Origin of the sequence: Reichenbachiella agariperforans (assembly GCF_900142205.1) — a bacterium.
Lineage (GTDB): Bacteria > Bacteroidota > Bacteroidia > Cytophagales > Cyclobacteriaceae > Reichenbachiella > Reichenbachiella agariperforans.
Genome location: NZ_FRAA01000004.1, coordinates 206,178 through 226,217, shown reverse-complemented (window position 1 = coordinate 226,217; position 20,040 = coordinate 206,178). Strand labels below are relative to the sequence as shown.

General features: G+C 40.9%; 18 protein-coding genes. 13 read left to right on the top strand and 5 right to left on the bottom strand.

The genetic code is table 11. The annotated features are described in order from the left end of the window. Positions 1-68: 68 nt before the first annotated feature. From BUB99_RS12110 to BUB99_RS12095, 4 genes are read left to right on the top strand one after another with little or no spacing between them, the layout of a single operon-like run. Positions 69-824, top strand: a complete 756-nt coding sequence (locus BUB99_RS12110) for a UDP-2,3-diacylglucosamine diphosphatase (protein ID WP_073122780.1) — start codon at positions 69-71, stop codon at positions 822-824. Continuing rightward, on the top strand, positions 821-1,606 hold the full coding sequence (locus tag BUB99_RS12105; RefSeq protein WP_073122779.1) for a hypothetical protein: 786 nt from the start codon (positions 821-823) through the stop codon (positions 1,604-1,606). Before BUB99_RS12110 ends, BUB99_RS12105 begins: the two co-directional genes overlap by 4 nt. Positions 1,607-1,633: 27 nt before the next feature. Next, positions 1,634-2,092, top strand: coding sequence for a DUF6452 family protein (locus BUB99_RS12100; protein WP_073122778.1), 459 nt, complete (start codon positions 1,634-1,636; stop codon positions 2,090-2,092). Next, the gene (locus tag BUB99_RS12095) at positions 2,067-2,774 is read left to right on the top strand and encodes a DUF6048 family protein (RefSeq protein ID WP_073122777.1); all 708 of its coding nucleotides are present in this window, start codon (positions 2,067-2,069) and stop codon (positions 2,772-2,774) included. The genes BUB99_RS12100 and BUB99_RS12095 overlap by 26 nt, the downstream gene beginning before the upstream one ends. A 54-nt stretch (positions 2,775-2,828) precedes the next feature. Here the strand turns inward: BUB99_RS12095 and spt are convergent, their stop codons facing one another. The 3 genes from spt to lysA all read right to left on the bottom strand — a co-directional run bounded on the left by spt (position 2,829) and on the right by lysA (position 6,682). Continuing rightward, positions 2,829-4,055 carry a serine palmitoyltransferase gene (spt, locus tag BUB99_RS12090; protein WP_073122776.1) on the bottom strand — a complete coding sequence of 409 codons (1,227 nt, stop codon included), beginning with the start codon at positions 4,053-4,055 and terminating at the stop codon, positions 2,829-2,831. Positions 4,056-4,129: 74 nt separating this feature from the next. Beyond that, positions 4,130-5,251: a hypothetical protein gene (locus tag BUB99_RS12085; protein ID WP_073122775.1), complete on the bottom strand. Its 1,122-nt coding sequence runs from the start codon at positions 5,249-5,251 to the stop codon at positions 4,130-4,132. Between the two features lie 249 nt (positions 5,252-5,500). Beyond that, positions 5,501-6,682 (bottom strand): diaminopimelate decarboxylase, encoded by a 1,182-nt coding sequence (lysA, locus tag BUB99_RS12080; RefSeq protein ID WP_262501903.1) that lies wholly within the window; start codon positions 6,680-6,682, stop codon positions 5,501-5,503. A gap of 104 nt (positions 6,683-6,786) precedes the next feature. Between lysA and BUB99_RS12075 the strand changes: the two genes are divergently transcribed. Beyond that, positions 6,787-7,458: a hypothetical protein gene (locus BUB99_RS12075; RefSeq protein ID WP_073122773.1), complete on the top strand. Its 672-nt coding sequence runs from the start codon at positions 6,787-6,789 to the stop codon at positions 7,456-7,458. Between the two features lie 6 nt (positions 7,459-7,464). On the opposite strand, the gene BUB99_RS12070 is transcribed toward BUB99_RS12075, so the two are convergent. Together BUB99_RS12070 and BUB99_RS12065 are read right to left on the bottom strand one after the other, a co-directional pair. Next, the gene (locus BUB99_RS12070; protein ID WP_073122772.1) at positions 7,465-8,163 is read right to left on the bottom strand and encodes a M23 family metallopeptidase; all 699 of its coding nucleotides are present in this window, start codon (positions 8,161-8,163) and stop codon (positions 7,465-7,467) included. Positions 8,164-8,169: 6 nt separating this feature from the next. Further along, positions 8,170-8,505, bottom strand: coding sequence for a PadR family transcriptional regulator (locus BUB99_RS12065; RefSeq protein ID WP_073122771.1), 336 nt, complete (start codon positions 8,503-8,505; stop codon positions 8,170-8,172). A gap of 399 nt (positions 8,506-8,904) precedes the next feature. On the opposite strand from BUB99_RS12065, the gene BUB99_RS12060 reads away from it, so the two are divergent. The 8 genes from BUB99_RS12060 to BUB99_RS12025 are packed head-to-tail and all read left to right on the top strand — an operon-like array spanning position 8,905 to position 20,037. Next, complete coding sequence (locus BUB99_RS12060) at positions 8,905-10,071, top strand: cytochrome c3 family protein (protein ID WP_245816835.1); 1,167 nt, start codon at positions 8,905-8,907, stop codon at positions 10,069-10,071. Positions 10,072-10,107: 36 nt separating this feature from the next. Next, positions 10,108-13,191: a TAT-variant-translocated molybdopterin oxidoreductase gene (locus BUB99_RS12055; RefSeq protein WP_073122769.1), complete on the top strand. Its 3,084-nt coding sequence runs from the start codon at positions 10,108-10,110 to the stop codon at positions 13,189-13,191. A gap of 14 nt (positions 13,192-13,205) precedes the next feature. Continuing rightward, complete coding sequence (gene nrfD / locus BUB99_RS12050) at positions 13,206-14,570, top strand: NrfD/PsrC family molybdoenzyme membrane anchor subunit (RefSeq protein ID WP_073122768.1); 1,365 nt, start codon at positions 13,206-13,208, stop codon at positions 14,568-14,570. Between the two features lies 1 nt (position 14,571). Beyond that, a complete protein-coding gene (locus BUB99_RS12045; RefSeq protein WP_073122767.1) occupies positions 14,572-15,099 on the top strand; it encodes a DUF3341 domain-containing protein in 528 nt (175 codons plus the stop codon). A 24-nt stretch (positions 15,100-15,123) separates the two neighbouring features. Next, entirely contained in the window at positions 15,124-15,747 is a 624-nt protein-coding gene (locus BUB99_RS12040) for a c-type cytochrome (protein ID WP_317041715.1), read from the top strand. Between the two features lie 21 nt (positions 15,748-15,768). Then, positions 15,769-17,094, top strand: coding sequence for a quinol:cytochrome C oxidoreductase (locus BUB99_RS12035; RefSeq protein WP_073122766.1), 1,326 nt, complete (start codon positions 15,769-15,771; stop codon positions 17,092-17,094). Positions 17,095-17,129: 35 nt separating this feature from the next. Next, on the top strand, positions 17,130-18,185 hold the full coding sequence (locus BUB99_RS12030; RefSeq protein ID WP_073122765.1) for a cytochrome c oxidase subunit II: 1,056 nt from the start codon (positions 17,130-17,132) through the stop codon (positions 18,183-18,185). A gap of 10 nt (positions 18,186-18,195) precedes the next feature. Further along, positions 18,196-20,037, top strand: coding sequence for a cytochrome c oxidase subunit I (locus tag BUB99_RS12025; RefSeq protein WP_073122764.1), 1,842 nt, complete (start codon positions 18,196-18,198; stop codon positions 20,035-20,037). Positions 20,038-20,040: the final 3 nt, after the last annotated feature.

Here is a 20,040-nt window from a genome sequence, read left to right as displayed (position 1 = left end):
TGTGGTCGCTCTCTGCTGATTAATTATACTAAAAAACTAATTTGGGACTTTGTGTCCCATTTTTTTTGATGAATATCGACATCCCCATATTAGCTGAAGGTAAGAAGGTTTACTTCGCCAGTGATTTTCATCTGGGTGCGCCTGATTTTGAGACGTCTTTGGACCGGGAGCGACGGATCATAGCGTGGCTAGATTATGTTGCTGCTGATGCGCAAGTGCTATTTTTGGTGGGAGACTTATTTGATTTTTGGTTCGAGTACCGGCATGTTGTACCTAAGGGGTATGTGCGTTTTTTAGGAAAACTTGCGGAGCTGTCAGATCGTGGGATAGAGATTGTTGTCTTCGTAGGGAATCATGACCTATGGCTTGGCGATTATCTAAAAGAGCAGTTGGGTGCGACTATTTTGCATCAATCGCAGTCTTTGATCATAGGGGGACGGAAGTTTTTTATTGCACATGGGGACGGCTTGAATCCCTTGGATGGTAAATTTCGCGTAATCAAGAAAGTGTTTACTAATCCAGTTTGCCAATGGCTGTTTAGTTGGCTGCACCCTGATGTCGGGATTACATTGGCCAATTTATGGTCAGGAAAAAGCAGGCATAGTCAGAAGGGAACGAGTTGTGATAAGCATTTGATCGCACATAGTGAAAGGATGCAAGGATCTCAATACCATGATTTTTATATCTATGGCGATAGTCATGTAGATCGCTATCATGAGTTGTCAAATGGAGCTGTGTATTGCAATCTTGGAGATTGGATGGATAGAGATAGTTATGCTGAGTTTGATGGGGATGAACTGAAACTACTTTACTTCTCGCTATGAGATCGATACTTGTCATCGGATGTGTACTAGTTTGGTCGATGGATGTCTCAGCACAGTGGAGACTGTATAAGGAGGTTAGTTGGAAAGATGCTGATCAGTTGGAGTTGGATGGCAAGGGTGCGATGTATGTCACTAGGACTAATGGGGATTTGGCGAAGTTCACTGCTGATGGTAGCTTGATGTTGGAATACTCACCGCTCGTCAACAATAGAGTGCAGCAGATAGATTTTAATAGTCAGTTCAAAGTGTATTTGTTCTATCAAGATTTTCAAGAGATTGTTATTTTGAATCGATACCTATCGGCTCCTGTCAAATATAATTATGCGGACTTTGGTTTTGGGTTTGTCTCAGATATAGCACCAGATTCACAGCAGACTATCTGGCTTGTGGATATGAGTAGTTTTTCTTTGATTCGAATAGACCCTGGACGAAATGAAGTGCTCGAAAGGAGGAGTCTCGCTCAAGTCCTAAACCAAGGAAGCGCTACTGATGTTGTCATAAAGAATCATGACAACCGGAGTTATTTGATAGACTCTAAACAAGGTGTTTTTGTGTTTGATAATTTGGGAAATTTTCTTTTTGAACTAGAGGTGGTTGCGGATGAGATAGGTTTTTTTAGAGATGAATTATATTATGTGAATGAAGGTATGTTACAGTTTGTGAACCTATACAGTCAAAAGAAGAGAGCTTTGCCCTTGCCTAAAGTCGCCTCTAATAAGTTTAGATATTTTGACGGAGTGCTCTACCTTCTTGAAGCAAACGGATTCAAGATATATAAGTAACTTAGCAATCGAAATGTTAGTGATGAGATGAAGAATTTCGTGTTGTTTTCTGTAGTGATTTTGGGGTCACTGTTTTTTTTGATGGCTTGTCAGAATGAGCCTGAATGTGATTTGGAGCGTCCCTATGACGAGATAAATATGGGGTTCTACGATTTCGAGACGTTGGAAATTGATACGTTGAGATATGATTTAATAGGAACAGCAGGGACAGATTCATTGTTGTACACGAGCGCTGATACTTTGTCCGTTTTTACTTTTCCTCTCAACCCATCTGCTGATACATTGGCTTATTATTTCGTAACAGGTGTTTCTATTGACACGATTCAATTGAAGTATGATAGGAAATTGGAATGGCTGTCTGAACGATGTGGTCCATTTTTTAAGTATCAAAACCTAAAGATAGTGTATCATACATTTGACTCTGTTTCGGTCATACAATCAACAATTGATAGTTCTATTGATGAAAATATTCAAGTATATAATTAGTCTGGCAGCCTTGCTGTCGGTGGCACAGGCTGAGGCACAGGTTTATGAAAAAAGAGTTAGGGACTGGAAACCTTCTGAGTTTTTTATTGCTGCTGATGTAGTTGGATTAGGGCGATTAGCTTCAGGGGATGTTCAGACCGAGTTTCAGGCTAAAATCGATTTTGATTTTTATTACTTAGCCGTAGATGCGGGACGGACTGTGCTAAGTTCAAGCGGTGATGGTTTTGATTATTCGAGTACGGGTAATTTTTTTAGAGTAGGGCCACAAATCAATCTTATTCCTTATAATAAGAACCGGAATGTTATATGTTTTGGGTTGATGTATGCACAATCTGATTTTTCGGATAAGATAGATTACTCACTTACTGCGGAGGATTTTTGGTCTGAAAAACAGCTGGCTTTTAGCAATGATGATTTACAAGCGAGATGGTTGGAGGCTACTATGGGCTTGAATGTACGAATAGCAGGTCCACTTTATATGGGATATACTATTCGTTTTAAATTGGCGAAAGACCTTGATGGTGTAGATACATTAGAGCCCTTTGAGATACCTGGCTATGGAGAGGCGTCTAAGACAAGTGTTTTTGGATTTAACTACTACGTGATTTACCGTTTTGGATTCAGGAAAAAGCCAGTACCAGCCAAACCACGTATGATATCGCCAAAGCAATCTGAAAACTAAAAAGCTAAAAGAGTATTAAGGGAAATGAAAAGCAGGATTCCTCCTGCTTTTTTGTTATTTGGCTATGACAGATTTTTCTGCTAGGATTTCTACTTCTTGACCAAAACCAATCTTTTTTCTAGCCTGAACTAACTTGTCCAAAGCAAAATCAATCTGCTCATGTGAGTGAGAGGCCATTAGAGAGAAACGAATCAACGAGTCTCCGCTTTTTACAGCAGGAGAGATGACCGGGTTCACAAAGACCCCATTTTCTACTAGGTACTGTGTCAGTTGAAATGTCTTTTCATTGTCACGCACGTATATCGGAATGATAGGAGACTCTGTAGGCCCAATTTCGAAACCTAATGTTCGAAGACTTGAAATGGTGTAATTGGTGTTCTCCCATAGTTTGTCCATCAATTCAGGATGTGTCTGCATCAGTTCTAGCGCAGCTAGTGCACTGGCTGCTGAGGATGGAGGAATACTCGCTGAGAATATTAAGGCTCTGGCATGATGCTTCATGTAGTCTATTGCTACTTGATCCGCAGCAACAAAACCACCGAGCGAAGCTAAAGATTTACTGAAGGTGCCTACTATAAAGTCTACATCATCAGTGAGACCAAAGTGAGAAGCCGTACCAGATCCATTTTCTCCGATGACACCCACTGCATGTGCATCATCGACGATTATTTCAGCACTATATTTTTTAGCAAGCTCTACGATCTGAGGGAGTTTGACGATATCTCCTTCCATGCTAAAAATCCCATCTACAACGATCATTTTAACAGCTTCTGGCGGGAGCTTGGATAACTGTGCCTCTAGAGAACTCATATCGTTGTGGCGGTACTTGATGACTTTGGAGAACGAGAGCCTAGTGCCGTCGATGATAGAGGCATGGTCAAACTCATCTAAGATGATGTAGTCATTGCGTCCCGTCATACAAGAAATAACACCTAGATTGGTTTGAAATCCAGTGCTAAATATGAGTGCAGCGTCTTTCTTGAAGAACTTTGCAAGTTTGTTCTCTAATTCGATATGAAGATCTAAAGTTCCGTTTAGGAATCGAGATCCAGCACATCCAGTACCATATTTTTCTATTGCCTTTTGTGCAGCTTCTTTGACTTTTGGATGGTTGGTGAGTCCTAGATAGCTATTGGAACCAAACATGAGTACCTTCTTGCCATTAATGATAACTTCAGTATCTTGATTAGAACCTATTTCTCTAAAATATGGATACAAGCCCGCTGCTTTCACTTCGTCAGCATATGTATATTTCGCAAGACGATCTTTTAAAATACTCATTAAGTAAGTTTATTTATAGGGCGATGCAGTTCCTAGTATTCTGATCGCCAGTTAATTCTATAATGTTTTTTCTGTTAGATTGCTTTTTTGTACAATCTGTGTTTTTTGTAAACATTTGCATTGATGTTTATCAACGCTTTGTTCATCATTTCGTTGCTCTCCAATATCCAAGAAGCCTCACCATAAAGTAGATTTTTGTTTTTGCTTTCTTCGAACGCTTTGGCATAGAAATATGCATCGATACCCAACTTCCTATATTCTTCGACAACTCCAAGGGTGATTACCCTCACTCGATCTATCTTTCTTTTGTAATAAAGTAACTTAAATATTCCGAACGGTAGGAGACGACCTCTTTTGATGTGTTTTTGAGCCACATTTAGATCTGGTAAGCTCAGTGAAAATGCAATGGGTTCTCCCTTTGCCTCAGCTATTAAAAGAAAGTCTGGATCTACTATGAGCTTCATGTCTTTGGCAGAGTGTTTGAACTCCTCCTCAGTCATGGGCACAAATCCCCAGTTTTTCTCCCAAGCCTTATTATATACTCGATAGAGTTTGTCTACTTCGTTTTTAAAATCTTTGAGGTTGGCTTTTCTTATGGTGATTCCTTTCGATTCTAACCGGTCTTTGAGTAGTCCAGACATCCTACTTAGTTTTTCGGGCATGTCCTTCGTGTAGACAATGTATGAAAGTAGCGTCATGTCAGTCTCAAATCCGTATGCTATCAAGAGGTCATTGAGGTACGGTTCATTAAAGGTCATCATGATTGTCGGAGGTAGGTCGTACCCCTCGATGAGCGTTCCGCAACTTTCGTTCGTGGATAGGTTGTACGGGCCTGCCATCTGTGATAGTCCACGTTCTGCTATCCAACTTTTCGCCTTGTCTAGTAGCGCATTGGCTACTTCTGAATCATTGATCACATCAAAAAAACCAAAATGACCAATCTCATTGGAGGTATATTCGATGTAATTGTTGTTTTTGATAGCGGCTATTCTTCCTACTATCTTTCCATCTCTCTCTGCTAAGAAGTAGTCTGCTTCAGAATGCAAGAAAAATGGAGCAGATTTTTTATCCAAAATCTCATACTGACTCATGTACAGTTCAGGGACATAGTTAGGGTTGGATGCGTATAAGTCGTGAGGGAAATCAATGAACTGTTTAAGTTCTTTTTTAGTAGAGACAAGCTTAATCGAAACCATTGGATAATTTAAAGTGGGTTAGCAGGCAACTGCGCATCGCACAAAGATATACTATTCAGCTATTATTTGGGGTAACTCTAGTTGAGATTGTGCGAGGGAGTGATTAAGATAAATCCTCTTTATGATTTTTGAATCTCAAAGAGGAGTAGTTGCTTGGGGTGCAACTGGTTTAGCTTAGTGGTATTTATGCAAAAAAAGAGCAGAATTTCTTCTGCCCTTCTCTAGTCGTTAAACTACTTATTCAGTCTCTTAGGTAAGTGAGGTTTCTTTTTTTTCACTTCCAACCCACGATGTTAATTCATTTTTATCAGAATAGTATGCTTTTGCACTATCTCTTAAATTATAATTTGAACTTAGTACTTGTCCGTAGGCTCCAGCAGATTTGATTTTGATTAAGTCTCCACGCTTTGTGATAGGCATTTCTAATTCACCAAAAACATCTGAACTCTCGCATATTGGACCTACTACAGAGTAGTTGTCTGTTCCTAGTAATGAGTCAGCAGTGATGTTTTCCATCTCGTGATAAGAGTCATAAAGTGCTGGTCTGATGAGTTCTGTCATGCCGGCATCTACGATTGCAAAGTTTTTTGTAGCTCCTTTTTTGACATAGAGTACTTTGGTTATCAAGGAACCACACTGGGCAACTACCGATCTGCCAAGTTCGAAATGAACCGTCTGACCATCTCGTACATTTAAATGTTCATGGAATACAGCAAAATATTTCTCAAAATCTGGAATTGGGTTTTGGTCAGGATTCAAATAGTCGATTCCTAGCCCACCACCTACATTGATGTGGTCGAGTTGAATTCCTTCTCCTTCGATCTCGTCTAACAGCGTGTTTACTTGGTTGCATAGTTTGATAAACGGATCCATCGATAGAATCTGAGAGCCAATATGGAAATGAATACCAGAGAGAGATAGAAATTCCATCTTTCGGATTTCGGCAATGGCTCGGCTCACTTCACTGATTGGAATGCCGAACTTGTTTTCGCTGAGACCAGTCGTGATTTTGTGGTGTGTTTTGGCATCCACATTTGGGTTGATTCGGAACGATATGTTCGCCACACGGTTGTTCTGCTCAGCGATTTCATTGATCACTTCTAGCTCCTCTATTGATTCGCAGTTGATACTATGGATGCCATTGGAGATGGCAGTATGCAGTTCTGCATCACTTTTGCCTACACCAGCGAGTACGATCTCTGATGGGTTGAATCCACAGGCGATGGACTTGGTGATTTCATTGCCACTCACGCAGTCTGCCCCTAGTCCATATCGCTGTATCGTCTGTAGTATTCGATCTTCTGCGTTGGCCTTGACAGCATAGTGTACCTTGAATTTTGAACTAGGTATAGCATCATTCAGCGCTTGAAGCGTGTTTTCTAATAGAGCTAGGTCGTAGTAATAAAAAGGGGTCTGTACTGCCATTGTTATCGATTTTACATTTTCGGTTCTTCAAAAGTATTTTTTAGTAGTCGGTGTGTGAAATAAATGTGAAATATTTTCATATACTTTGCGCTGTGTTAATAATTTAACAAATGAAGAAGATATCTGACATAGTTGAGGAGGGGATTCGTAAGATGCCTTTTGTGGAAGAAGCGATGAATGCTGGCTTGATCAATTATTCCTCATTGGCGAGGTTGTTACAGCCGTTTGTCTCTAAGGAGCTGATGAAGGAAGCTACCGAAGCGTCTATTTTGATGGCACTAAAGCGACGCTCTACGATGGGGACTAATTCACTTAATTTGAACCCTAAGAACTTTAGAGCACATATTGGTGATATTTTCGTTCGTTCGGGGTTGTCAACTTTTACTTATATCAATTCTTCGACGTTGACCGAAAACCAGACACGTCTACTCCATGAGATTCAGAGTATACCCGACACGTATTGTTCCTTTACTCAAGGGATGTATGAGCGCACGTTAATTATCAGTGATAATATATCGGATCGTGTGGAGCATATCTTCAAAAATGAGCAGTACCTGACTGGTAATAAAGAACTTAGTTCCGCAACAGTCATGCTAAAGGCATCTAATGTGCGTGCTTATGGGCTCTATTATTATATATTCAAAATGATTGCGTGGTATGGGATCAACATCATAGAGGTGATCTCAACATCCAATGAATTTTCGATCGTCGTGGAGTCAAAAAATATTAATGATGCATTTTCGGTCTTGATGAAGATCAAGACCGATGATAGTGCTATTTGAGTTTTATCATTCTAATAGATATGCTGCTGGATCGACATGTTTTCCATTTTGAGTGATTTCAAAATGTAGATGTGGGGCAGTAGTCCTCCCTGTATTACCAACCGTACCGATGATTTCTCCTTTTTTGATAGTTTGACCTGTCTCTACCATGATTTTGCCTAGATGAGCGTATATGGATTGGTATTCCTTGTCATGTTGAATGATGACCTTGTTGCCGTAAAACCCGTCAGGTTCTGCAAAGAGGATCACCCCATCTCCAGAAGCTTTAATGGGTGTGCCGCTAGGGCTTTTGAAATCTATTCCATGATGAGGCTTCTTGGTTTTCGAGATGGGGTCTACTCGCAAGCCAAAACTTGAAGTGATGACAGTCTCTGGCGCGATAGGGTGCATAGATGGTCTGTCTGTGATAGACACGTTAAACACGTAACAAAATATTGAAGCGGCGAGACTTGAGGTTAATAGTTGTTGTATCATGGTTTTTCGTTTTTGCTGAATAATAGGACTTGTTTGTTTTAATTCTGTAAACCCTTGGTCTCCAAAATCTAGTAGTGCTAGCGCATAGGCTTCTCGAAATTGCAAACCAGTGATCAAGTGTCTCTCTACCATACAGCAGATGTGATCTAGTGCCTCAGGTCTGAAGCCTGCGGATAGTTCTTTAGATTTTAGATCGTTGGATATATAGAGAATTTGATTGTTGGTGAGCATAAGGGCTTATTTGGTCAATTGAGGCTTGATGATGGCAAACATGGTCTTGGTGAAAGAAATGAATTCCTCAGCCCGAGCTGTTGCATTGGCTTGACCTGTTTCTGTTATGGAGTAGTACTTTCTTTTTCTTCCATTAAATATCTCTTGTTCTGAAGTAATAAGACTTTCCGCTTGTAGTTTGTGAAGAGTCGGATATAACGCTCCCTCGGTTAGGTTGATTTTGTCGTCGGTGAGAGACTTTACCCTTTGTGTGATTTCGTAACCGTACATTCTTCCACTATCCTGAAGCAGTTTTAGAATGATGGTTTTAAGTGTGCCTTTGATGAGTTCGTTTGAATACATAAGACAATTATACATAGTATTATTATGTATTCAAATTTTCCGTACAAATACCTATTGCATTCTCTTCTATTTTGAGGTATATAATACGTCTCAATTATTTATTTGTAATAGTTCTAAATAGCCTTATTTTACTACTTAGAAAATAAACGTAATCACCTGTTAATCAGTATATAAAGCAATGGATGAGAGGTGTAGGTGAAGAAGTGGGCTTTTTAGCGAGAAATCACCCTTTGAAATTGAAAAACCCGTGGCTACATTTGCAACCACTTTTTTGTAGTAAAAGGAAAGCAAAAACTGATGTTAAAAAAATATAGTTACAATTCAAATAAGGGTAGCTCGCTTAAAGGCTTGTTATTTCTTTCACTAATTTTTTCAGTTTTATTGACTCAAAATGTAGCGATGGCACAAGATGCTGGAACTACTATCCCCAGTGATGAGGCAGTAATATCTAGCGGAGAAAAATTATTCAAGGCCAATTGTACAGTCTGTCATGCGGTCAATGAAAAGGTAGTGGGACCTGCACTTAAAGACGTGCACAAAAGAAGAGATGTTGCGTGGATCACGGCATTTGTCAAGAACTCTCAAAAAGTAATCAGCAGTGGTGATCCTTATGCTGTTAAACTGTACGAAGAGTTTAATAAGACTCAAATGACTTCTTTTGATTTTGCTGACGAAGAGATACTGTCCATCGTCGCTTATTTAAAAGCGGAATCAGAAAAAGAACCAGTAGCTGCAGCGCCAGTTGCAGGAGATACTACAGGAGGAGCAGTCGCTACTGAGCAAGAGCCATCAGGGATGGTTAATATCTTGATGATCGTCATTTTGATCATTCTAGTGTTGATTCTTGTGGTTTTGGCAATGATTATTTCTGTACTTAAGAAATACCTTTCACAAAAGGACGAGCTAGCAGAAGAGGATAAGGAGATCGTTAATCAAACCTTTGATGTAGTCGCGCTAGTTAAGAGTAATGCGTTTTTAGGGTTGGTTGCTTTTATCTTTACGGCGATCGTTTTAAAATCCGTTATTGATGGATTGTTTACCATCGGTGTGCAACAAGGGTATGAGCCAACGCAGCCTATTGCTTTCTCTCACAAAATACATGCAGGAGATAATCAAATCGATTGTAACTACTGTCATACAGGGGTTAGAAAGAGTAAGAATGCCAATATCCCTTCTCCTAATATTTGTATGAACTGTCACTCGGCGATCAAAACCGAATCGCCAGAAATCCAAAAAATATATGCGGCTGTTGAAAACAACCAGCCAATCGAATGGGTGAGAATACACAACCTGCCTGATTTGGCCTACTTCAATCACTCACAGCACGTCGCTGTTGGGGAGATAGAATGTCAGACTTGTCATGGTCCTATCGAGGAAATGGATGTTGTATATCAATACGCCCCACTTACGATGGGATGGTGTATCAACTGTCACAGAGAAACTGATGTCAATGCCAAAGGCAACGAGTACTATGATAATCTGGTGGAACTACACGCAGAGCATAGCAAGGAGCCAATGAAAGTTGAAGACATTGGAGGACTCGAATGTGCTAAATGTCACTATTAATTAATTGAAAAGAATCTTTGGGATAGATATCATAAAATGAAAGAAACCAAAAAGCAATACTGGAAAGGATTAGAGGAATTGACCAAAAATCCAGAATTCGAGAAAAATGCTGAAAAAGAATTCCCTGAGTATTTGCCAATTAATGGTGAATCAGAAGGAACTGGAGCGAGTAGAAGGGACTTTTTGAAGTTGATGGGCTTTGGAGTTGCTGCGGCATCTTTGGCAGCTTGTGAGACTCCAGTGAGAAAGGCCATCCCTTATTTGAATAAGCCTGCGGATGTAGATCCAGGTATCCCTAACTATTATGCGACGACTTATGTCAATGGTAATGATTACTGTAGTGTAGTAGTAAAAACTAGAGAAGGTCGACCAATCAAGGTGGCTGGTAATAAATTGTCTTCTGTTAGTGGAGGAGGTACTTCTTCTCAAGTAGAAGCTTCTGTACTATCTCTATATGATAAAGAAAGATTGAAAGGTCCAGAGTTGGACGGCAAGTCTGTTTCTTGGGCTGATCTGGACAAAGAGGTGGCAAAGCAATTGGCTTCTGCTGGCAAGATTGCCCTCATTAGCAACTCTGTATTTTCTCCTTCTACATTAGCGGCGATTGATCAATTGAAATCAAAGTATGCAGGAATAGAGCATATCCAATATGATCAAGTTTCATTCAGCGGTATTCTTTCGGCCAATGAAAAGTCTTTTGGTTCAAGAGTTGTCCCTTCGTATGATTTTAGCAAAGCAGACACGATCGTGTCTTTCGATGCTGATTTCTTAGGTAACTGGCTGAACCATACGCTTCACAGCAAGCAATTTGCTCAGACTAGAAGATTAAGTGATAAAAAGAAGACCATGTCGAGGTTGTACTCATTTGAGTCAAACCTTTCTTTGACAGGGTCTAATGCTGATTATAGATCAGGGATCAAGCCATCGGAGCAAGCAACTTACGTGGCTAACCTCTATAACTTGATAGCGGCCAAAGCGGGTGCGAGCAAAGTGTCTGCTCCTAAGTTGGCTGATACGGCTGTACTGACGAAGGCAGCCAATGATCTATGGGCGAGCAAAGAGAAATCTTTGGTTGTATCAGGATCGAATGACGAAAACGTTCAAGTGATTATCAATGCTATCAACAACCTACTAGGTTGTTATAGCTCGACGATAGATTTAGCCGCTTCTGTTAACACCAGAAAAGGTAATGATACACAAATGGTAAACTTCATCAAGAGCCTCAATGCAGGTAACTACGGTGGAGTTTTGTTTTTTAACTGTAACCCGGTTTATGATCACGCATTGGGATCTAAACTAGCAGAAGGCTTGAAGAAGGCTAAATTCACTCTTTCTACTTCAGATAGAAAAGATGAAACGACTTCTTTGGTAAAGGCTTTAGCTCCTGATAGCCACTATTTAGAGTCTTGGAATGATTTTGAAGCAGTAGCAGGTAAGTTCAGTTTCTCTCAGCCTACGATTTCTCCATTGTTTGACACACGTCAGGCAGGTGAGTCATTCTTGGCTTGGGCAGGTAACAGCACTTCTTATTATGACTTCTTGAAGAACAAATGGTCAGCAGGTCAGTCTGGTGATGCACAAGGCTTCTGGGACAAGACATTGCAAGATGGTGTGATCGAAAACACGATAGAAGCATCAGCAGCGACTTTCAGCGCGGACTTAAATGCAGCAGCCAAAGGGTTGTCGACTACAGGTTCGGATATTGAATTGGTCGTTTATGAAAACTACAGCGTAGGTAACGGTACTCAGGCTAATAATCCTTGGCTACAGGAGATGCCTGATCCGATCACTAAGGCAGTTTGGGATAATTATTTGACAATTTCACCAGCGATGGCTAACGAGCTTGGGCTAGAGCTAGGAGATATGAAAACGCAGTTGGTAACCTTGACTGTAGGTAACCAAACCGTGAAATTGCCAGCACTGGTACAGCCAGGGCAAGCAAAAGGAACGGTAGGAGTAGCCATAGGGTTCGGTAGAACCAAAGCAGGTAAAGTCGCGAACGGTGTTGGTGTCAATGCATACCCTTTGATCAGTTACAAGTCAGGGGCTCAGAATCTCAACGTAACTTCAGGTGTCAAAGTAGAAATGAGTGGTGAAGAATACAGAATCGCTCAGACACAGACACACCAGACGTATATGGGTAGAGAGAATGTGATCCAAGAATCTATTCTTTCGAAATACCAAAAAGATGCAAGTGCAGGTAGAAGTCAACCAATGATCTCTACATACAGTGGTAAAGAGAAGCCAGGAGCGATCTCGCTATGGTCTGGTCATGAGTACCCAAACCACCACTGGGGTATGACCATCGACTTGAACTCTTGTACTGGATGTGGTGCTTGTACCGTTTCGTGTCAGGCAGAGAACAACGTGCCAGTCGTAGGTAAAGAAGAAGTCCTCAACCGAAGAGAAATGACTTGGTTGAGAATAGATAGATATTACAGCTTCGACGAAGAGATCGTGGATAGCAAAGGTGGAGCTCTGGCGAAAAACGCAGCTATGGAAGTAGCAGCAGCTGAGAATCCAGAGGTGACCTTCCAGCCGATGATGTGTCAGCAGTGTAACAACGCTCCTTGTGAGACAGTTTGTCCAGTAGCTGCTACCAACCACTCGACAGAGGGACTCAACCAAATGGCTTACAACAGATGTATCGGCACAAGATATTGTGCGAACAACTGTCCATATAAAGTAAGAAGATTTAACTGGTTCAAGTACCACGATAACGATCAGTTTGCAGAAAACACTTCAATGAACAATGATTTGGGTAAAATGGTATTGAACCCAGATGTTACTGTTCGATCTAGAGGTGTCATGGAAAAATGTTCTTTCTGTGTTCAGAGAATCCAAGCAGGAAAATTAGGAGCTAAGATGGAAGGTAGACGACCAGTTGATGGTGAGATTACTTCAGCATGTGCTGCTTCTTGTCCTTCTGAAGCGATTGTTTTTGGTGACATGAAAGACCCTAACTCTAGAATTTCACAAATGTTGAAACTAGAAGAAGGAGAGAATGGACCAGAAGTGAAGGAGCCAAGAGCCTACCATGTATTGGAAGAGCTTTCTGTGAAACCGAATGTGTGGTACTTCACGAAGATTAGAAATAAGGAAAACGAAAAGCAAGGTTAATAAATTAGATTAATATGCACGCAGAAGCAGTAGTTCGTAAACCGCTCGTCACGGGTGGTAAAACAGTTCACGACGTAACTGACGACATATGCAAAAGAGTAGAGGAGAAACCAGCCAAGTCTTGGTTGTTGGCCATGGCGATATCGCTGGGCTTGTTGACCTTCGGCGCTTATGCTGTATTCCGTTTGGTATGGGATGGAATTGGTAGCTGGGGATTGAATAAAACTGTAGGCTGGGCCTGGGATATTACCAACTTCGTGTGGTGGGTAGGTATCGGTCACGCAGGGACTTTGATTTCAGCGATTTTGTTGCTTTTCAGACAGCGATGGAGAATGTCGATCAATAGAGCGGCAGAGGCGATGACGATTTTTGCCGTTATATGTGCCTTGCAGTTTCCATTACTTCACATGGGTAGACCATGGATTGGTGCGCTTTGGGCTCTTCCACTACCTAATACATACGGTTCTCTTTGGGTGAACTTTAACTCACCGCTTTTATGGGACGTATTTGCGATTTCTACATATTTCTCTGTTTCACTTGTTTTCTGGTATATCGGGTTGATTCCTGATTTTGCTACGATTAGAGATAGAGCAACGGGACTTAGACAAAAAATCTACGGAACCTTGAGTTTCGGATGGGATGGTGCAGCGAAGACTTGGTCTAGATATGAAACTGTCGCTTTGGTGTTGGCAGGTTTGGCTACACCACTTGTACTATCGGTACACACGATTGTATCTTTTGACTTTGCTACGTCAGTAATACCAGGTTGGCATACGACGATTTTTCCTCCCTACTTTGTGGCAGGAGCGATCTTTTCAGGTTTTGCGATGGTATTGACGCTTCTCTTGGTGACAAGAAAGGTTTATAAATTGGAAGATTATATTACCATGGAACACATGGAGCTGATGAACATCATTATCATGGTGACAGGTTCTATTGTTGGGGTAGCATATATCACGGAGCTTTTCATTGCATGGTATTCAGGTGTCGAAGGAGAGCAGTATGCTTTCTTGAACAGGGTGAGTGGCCCCTATGCTTGGGCATACTGGTCGATGATGACCTGTAATGTGATCTCTCCACAGTTATTTTGGTTCAAGAAAATCAGAACCAACATCGCGGCAACTTTCGTAATCTCGATCATCGTAAACATCGGAATGTGGTTTGAGCGATTTGTCATTATTGTGACATCACTACACAGAGATTTCTTGCCTTCATCTTGGGCAATGTTCTATCCGACTTGGGTAGATATGGGGGTTTATATTTTCACTTTCGGATTGTTCTTTACTCTTTTCTTCCTATTTGCTAAGTTCTTCCCAGTGATCAACATGGCAGAGGTGAAAAGTATTGTAAAAGCTACTGGAGAAAAAACTGACAAATAAAATGAGCGGAAATAAGAATTTTGTACTTGGTGTATATGATGACGAGGACTTGTTGCTAAAGGCAATCAAGGATGTACGTCAAAGCGGAGTGAAGATTTACGAAGTATTCTCTCCATTTCCAGTTCATGGAATAGATGATGTTTTGGGATACAAAGGATCGAGATTGTCAGTAGCAGCATTTATTTTCGGGTTATTGGGTACTACTCTGGCTTTGACGATGCAGATTGGTATGATGACTTTTGATTGGCCGATGATTATCGGGGGTAAGGATTTCTTTCCATTCCCTACCTTCATACCTGTGACATTTGAGTTGACAGTGCTCTTGGGTGCTTTTGGTATGTGTGGTACTTTCTTCGTAGTGAGCAACCTGAAACCATGGGCTAAGCCAAGAATATTTGATTTGAGAATCACGGATGATAAACACATCGTCGCTGTGGATCTTGATAAGAATAGCATGAGCGAAGAAGAAATCAAGAAGGCTCTTGCCGCATCAGGTGCGCAAGAAGTCAATAACAAAAGTTTTGAATAATTCAACTGGAGTCGAAATTACGAAATGATGAAATTGAATACATATATAAAAGGAATTGCCATCGTAGCAGGAGCGTATATCATGACGTCTTGTGCGGCTGGTGTCGATAATACTGGGGTGGAGTATGCTCCCCAGATGTATCACTCAGTTCCTTACGAGGGGTTGGTTCAGGTCACAGATACAGAGGCTGGTAGATGGTTGACTTCACATGAAGGTGGAGAGGCTGAGTTTTACACATCCAACCCTAACAATCCACATACAATGAACATGCGTGAGCCAGTAGCTAATACGGTCAGAAGAGGAAGCTCTCTACCGTATAGAATCCCTAAGGATTCTATCGAATTGGCGGGTGAGGTTATGAAGAACCCATTGCCAGAGACGGATGAGATTTTGGCAGAAGGGAAAGTATTGTTCACAAGGTTTTGTTGGCACTGTCATGGTGATGCTGGTTTGGGTGATGGTCCTGTAGGACAAAAATTCAAAGGGGTAACTCCATATACTTCACGTGCTGTGAAAGATAAGCCAGAGGGGCACATCTTCCACGTGATTACACACGGTAAAGGCAGAATGGGCTCACATGCTTCGCAGCTCAGTATAGAGGAACGATGGAAAATCGTTCGTTATGTTCAAACGCTACAAAATCAATAATTCTTAAAATAGTAAAGTAAGATGAGCGACGAAAAATATATATTTTCAGCAGGAGCTAAAAAGAACATTTTTATTGTCCTAGCAGTGGGGATAGTCTTAGCTGTTTTGGGAGTTATCTTAATGAACTCAGGTGGACATCATGACGCACACGGTACAGATCACGTTGTAGAAGCTGCCGCATCACATGGTGATCACGCCGTAGCTGCACATGACGAACACGGTGCTGAGGCTGCTGGAGAGCATCATGGTGGATACCACTGGACACATAGATTGAAGGCTAACCTTTGGATCAACAATCTGTTCTTTACAGGTCTGGCGATCATAGGCGTATTCTTTATTTGTATTCAATATGTCGCACAGGCAGGTTGGTCTGTAGGTGTGAAAAGAATTCCAATGGCTATGGCAAGCTGGTTGCCGATAGCAGGTGTTTTGATGGCAGTTGTTTGGTTGTTGTCTAACCACGAATTGTTTCACTGGACACATGCTTCATTGTACGATGTGAATAGCCCAGATTTTGATGCAATTATTAATGATAAAAAAGGATACCTAAACTTCGGGTTCTACATGGGTAGAATGGTGTTGTTCTTTGGTGTGTGGTATGTACTGTTTCTACAAATAAGAAAGCACATGTTGGCCGAGGATATTGAAGGAGGCGTCAACAGATGGAAGAAGCTTGTTGGTTTGTCAGCAGTGTTTATTGTATTCTTCGGTTACTCTTCATCAATCGCTGCATGGGATTGGGTGATGTCTATTGACCCACACTGGTTCTCTACTATGTTTGGCTGGTATGTATTTGCGAGTTGGTGGGTATCAGGATTGGCTTTCATTGCATTCGTAGCTATTCTACTAAAGGACAAAGGATACCTTTCTGTAGTGAATGCAAATCACTTGCACGATTTAGGGAAGTTCGTCTGGGGTTTTAGTATTTTCTGGACGTATATCTGGTTCTCACAGTTCCTTTTGATTTATTATGCGAACATTCCAGAGGAGACTATTTACTTTGTAGAGCGTTTGAAAAGTGATTTTTACTCTAAGATTTTCTTTATGAACTTGGTTGTTAATTTTGTGCTGCCATTCTTGTTGTTGATGACAAGACAGTCAAAAAGACACGCTAGAATTTTGAAAGTTGTTTGCCCAATCGTTTTGGTTGGACACTGGTTCGATTTCTACTTGATGATTACACCAGGTGTATTGAAAGAGAACGGGGATTTTGGATTCTTAGAAGTGGGAATGATGATGATTTATGCATCTGCATTCGTGTATGTTGTACTACATTCTTTGGCTAAATATCCTTTGGTTGCAAAGAATCACCCGATGTACAATGAGACTTTGCATCACCACATTTAGTAGATAAATAAGACATTAATATATAAATAATAGGCATGTTGAATTTTGTAATCTTAGTATCGGTTATTCTAATAGGGGCCATATTGGTCACCATATTTAGAGCCCATACGCTGGTACAAGTAGTAAGAGGAAACAAAGACGGAGAGTCTTTAGGGAAGAGTAATAAGGTGAATGCCGCACTGTTTCTTGTATTCTTGATCGGCGGTATCGTTTTGTTCTTTGGATATTCTTACACGCAGTTTGATAGATATACTGTACCTGTTGCTTCTGAGCACGGAGAGGTTACTTTTAAACTTTTCTGGATCACTACTGCAGTGACTACTGCAGCGTTTATCCTCACACATATCGTATTGTTTTGGTTTGCATACCGCTACCAACACAAAGCGGGTAATACTGCGAAGTTTTATCCGCACAATGACAAGTTGGAGTTGATATGGACAGTAGTACCAGCGATCGTTTTGGCACTGTTGATTTTTGATGGTTTTAGAGCTTGGGTAAAGATCACGGATCAAGCACCTGATAATGCAGAAGTCATTGAGATCATGGGATACCAATATGCATGGGCATCTCGATATCCTGGAGCGGATGGAAAACTCGGCCCTTATGATTACAAATTGATCGATTTTGAGAACCAAATGGGAGTCGATTTTACCAACCAGTTTTCAAAGGATGATTTTATTCCTAGAGAGATTCATATTCCTAAAGGGAAGCCTGTATTGTTTAAGATACGTGCAAGAGATGTGATTCATAGTGTATATGTACCTCACTTTAGATTGCAGATGAATGCTGTGCCAGGAATGCCGACACAGTTTTGGTTCGTACCCACTAAGTCAACTGCTGATATGGCAGAGGAGACGGGTAATCCAGATTTTACCTATGAGCTTGTTTGTAACAAGATTTGTGGAAAAGGACATTTTGCGATGAGAGCAACTATAGTGGTAGATGAGCCAGCTGAGTATGAAAAGTGGAAAGCTTCACAGAAATCTTGGTTGTCTAAGAATCCTGAATATTTATCAAGTTTACAACCTGCTAGTCCTGTAGTGACTGAGGCAGCAAAAGAAGAGATTGAGGAAGCGCAAGCTTCACTATAATAGAAGAGATATGGCAGTTACTGAAGTACAATTAGATGAGCATGTAGAACATGCAGCGCATGATGATCATGAGCATCATGGCAATTTTGTGACGAATTATATTTTCTCACAAGATCATAAAGTCATTGGTAAGCAGTTTTTGATTGCAGGTATTTTTTGGGCGATTATAGGTGGTGGTTTATCTATCATCTTCAGATTGCAATTGGGTTTCCCTGACATGAACTTAGAGTGGTTGAGACCACTATTAGGTGGATGGATCACCGAATCAGGTAAAATCGATACAGAGTTTTATCTAGCTTTGGTCACTATGCATGGTACCATTATGGTATTCTTTGTGTTGACGGCTGGGTTGAGTGGTACGTTTAGTAATTTCTTGATTCCGCTACAGATAGGGGCAAGAGATATGGCTTCAGGGTTTATGAACATGCTGTCGTTTTGGTTCTTTATGTTGTCTAGTGTGATCATGTTTATCTCACTTTTCATTTCTACAGGACCTGCTGCAGGGGGGTGGACAATTTATCCACCGTTGAGTGCGTTGCCTCAGGCTATATCTGGATCTGGTCTAGGTATGACGCTGTGGTTGGTGTCTATGGTGTTCTTTATTGCTTCGCAGCTACTAGGTGGTATCAATTATATCAGTACGATTATCAACTTGAGAACCAAAGGGATGTCCTTTACGAAAATGCCTTTGACGATCTGGGCGTTTTTCTTAACTGCTATTCTAGGTTTGTTGTCGTTTCCTGTATTGGTGGCTGCTGCATTACTATTGGTATTTGATAGATCATTTGGTACTAGTTTTTATTTGTCAGACATATTCATCGGAGGAGAGGCATTGCCTAATTCGGGTGGTAGCCCGATCTTGTTCCAGCACTTGTTCTGGTTTCTAGGTCACCCAGAGGTTTACATTATTATTATGCCTGCATTGGGTATTACTTCTGAGATTATATCTACTAACTCAAGAAAGCCGATCTTTGGTTATAGAGCAATGATTGGTTCTTTGATGGGTATTGGCATTCTGTCTTTTGTCGTATGGGCTCACCATATGTTTGTGACAGGTATGAGCCCGTTCTTGGGGTCTATCTTTATGATTTTGACCTTGATTATTGCTGTTCCTTCAGCAATTAAATCTTTTAACTATATAACTACGCTGTGGCAAGGTAATATTCGATTTACATCAGCAATGCTGTTCTCTATCGGATTGGTTTCTTTGTTTATCTCTGGGGGTGTCACAGGTATCTTCTTAGGGAACTCTGCTCTGGATATATTCTTACATGACACCTATTTTGTAGTAGCTCACTTTCACCTTGTGATGGGTAGTTCGGCATTCTTTGGTATGGTGGCAGGTATTTATCACTGGTATCCTAAGATGTTTGGTCGTATGATGGATGAGAAATTGGGGTATATCCATTTCTGGTTGACATTTATAGGAGTGTACCTTGTGTTCTTCCCATTGCATTACATTGGTATAGCTGGATTTCCTAGACGATATTATTCATTCACCAACTTTGATGCGTTCTCAGATTTTGCAGATCTCAACATGTTCGTGAGTGTAGCAGCAATTTGTACATTTGGTGCACAGTTTATCTTCTTGTTCAACTTCTTCTATAGCATGTATAGAGGTAAGAAGGCGTCTTTGAACCCTTGGGATTCGAATACACTAGAATGGACTACACCACGTGAGCCTGGTCACGGTAACTGGCCTGGTGAAATACCGACGGTATACAGATGGCCTTATGATTATAGTAAGCCTGGTTCTGAGTCTGATTTTATCCCGCAGACCGTTCCTTATACTAATACTCCTGAATCTAACCTGCCTCATGAAGCTGAAGAAGCAAAGAATGAAAAGGTCTAGTGA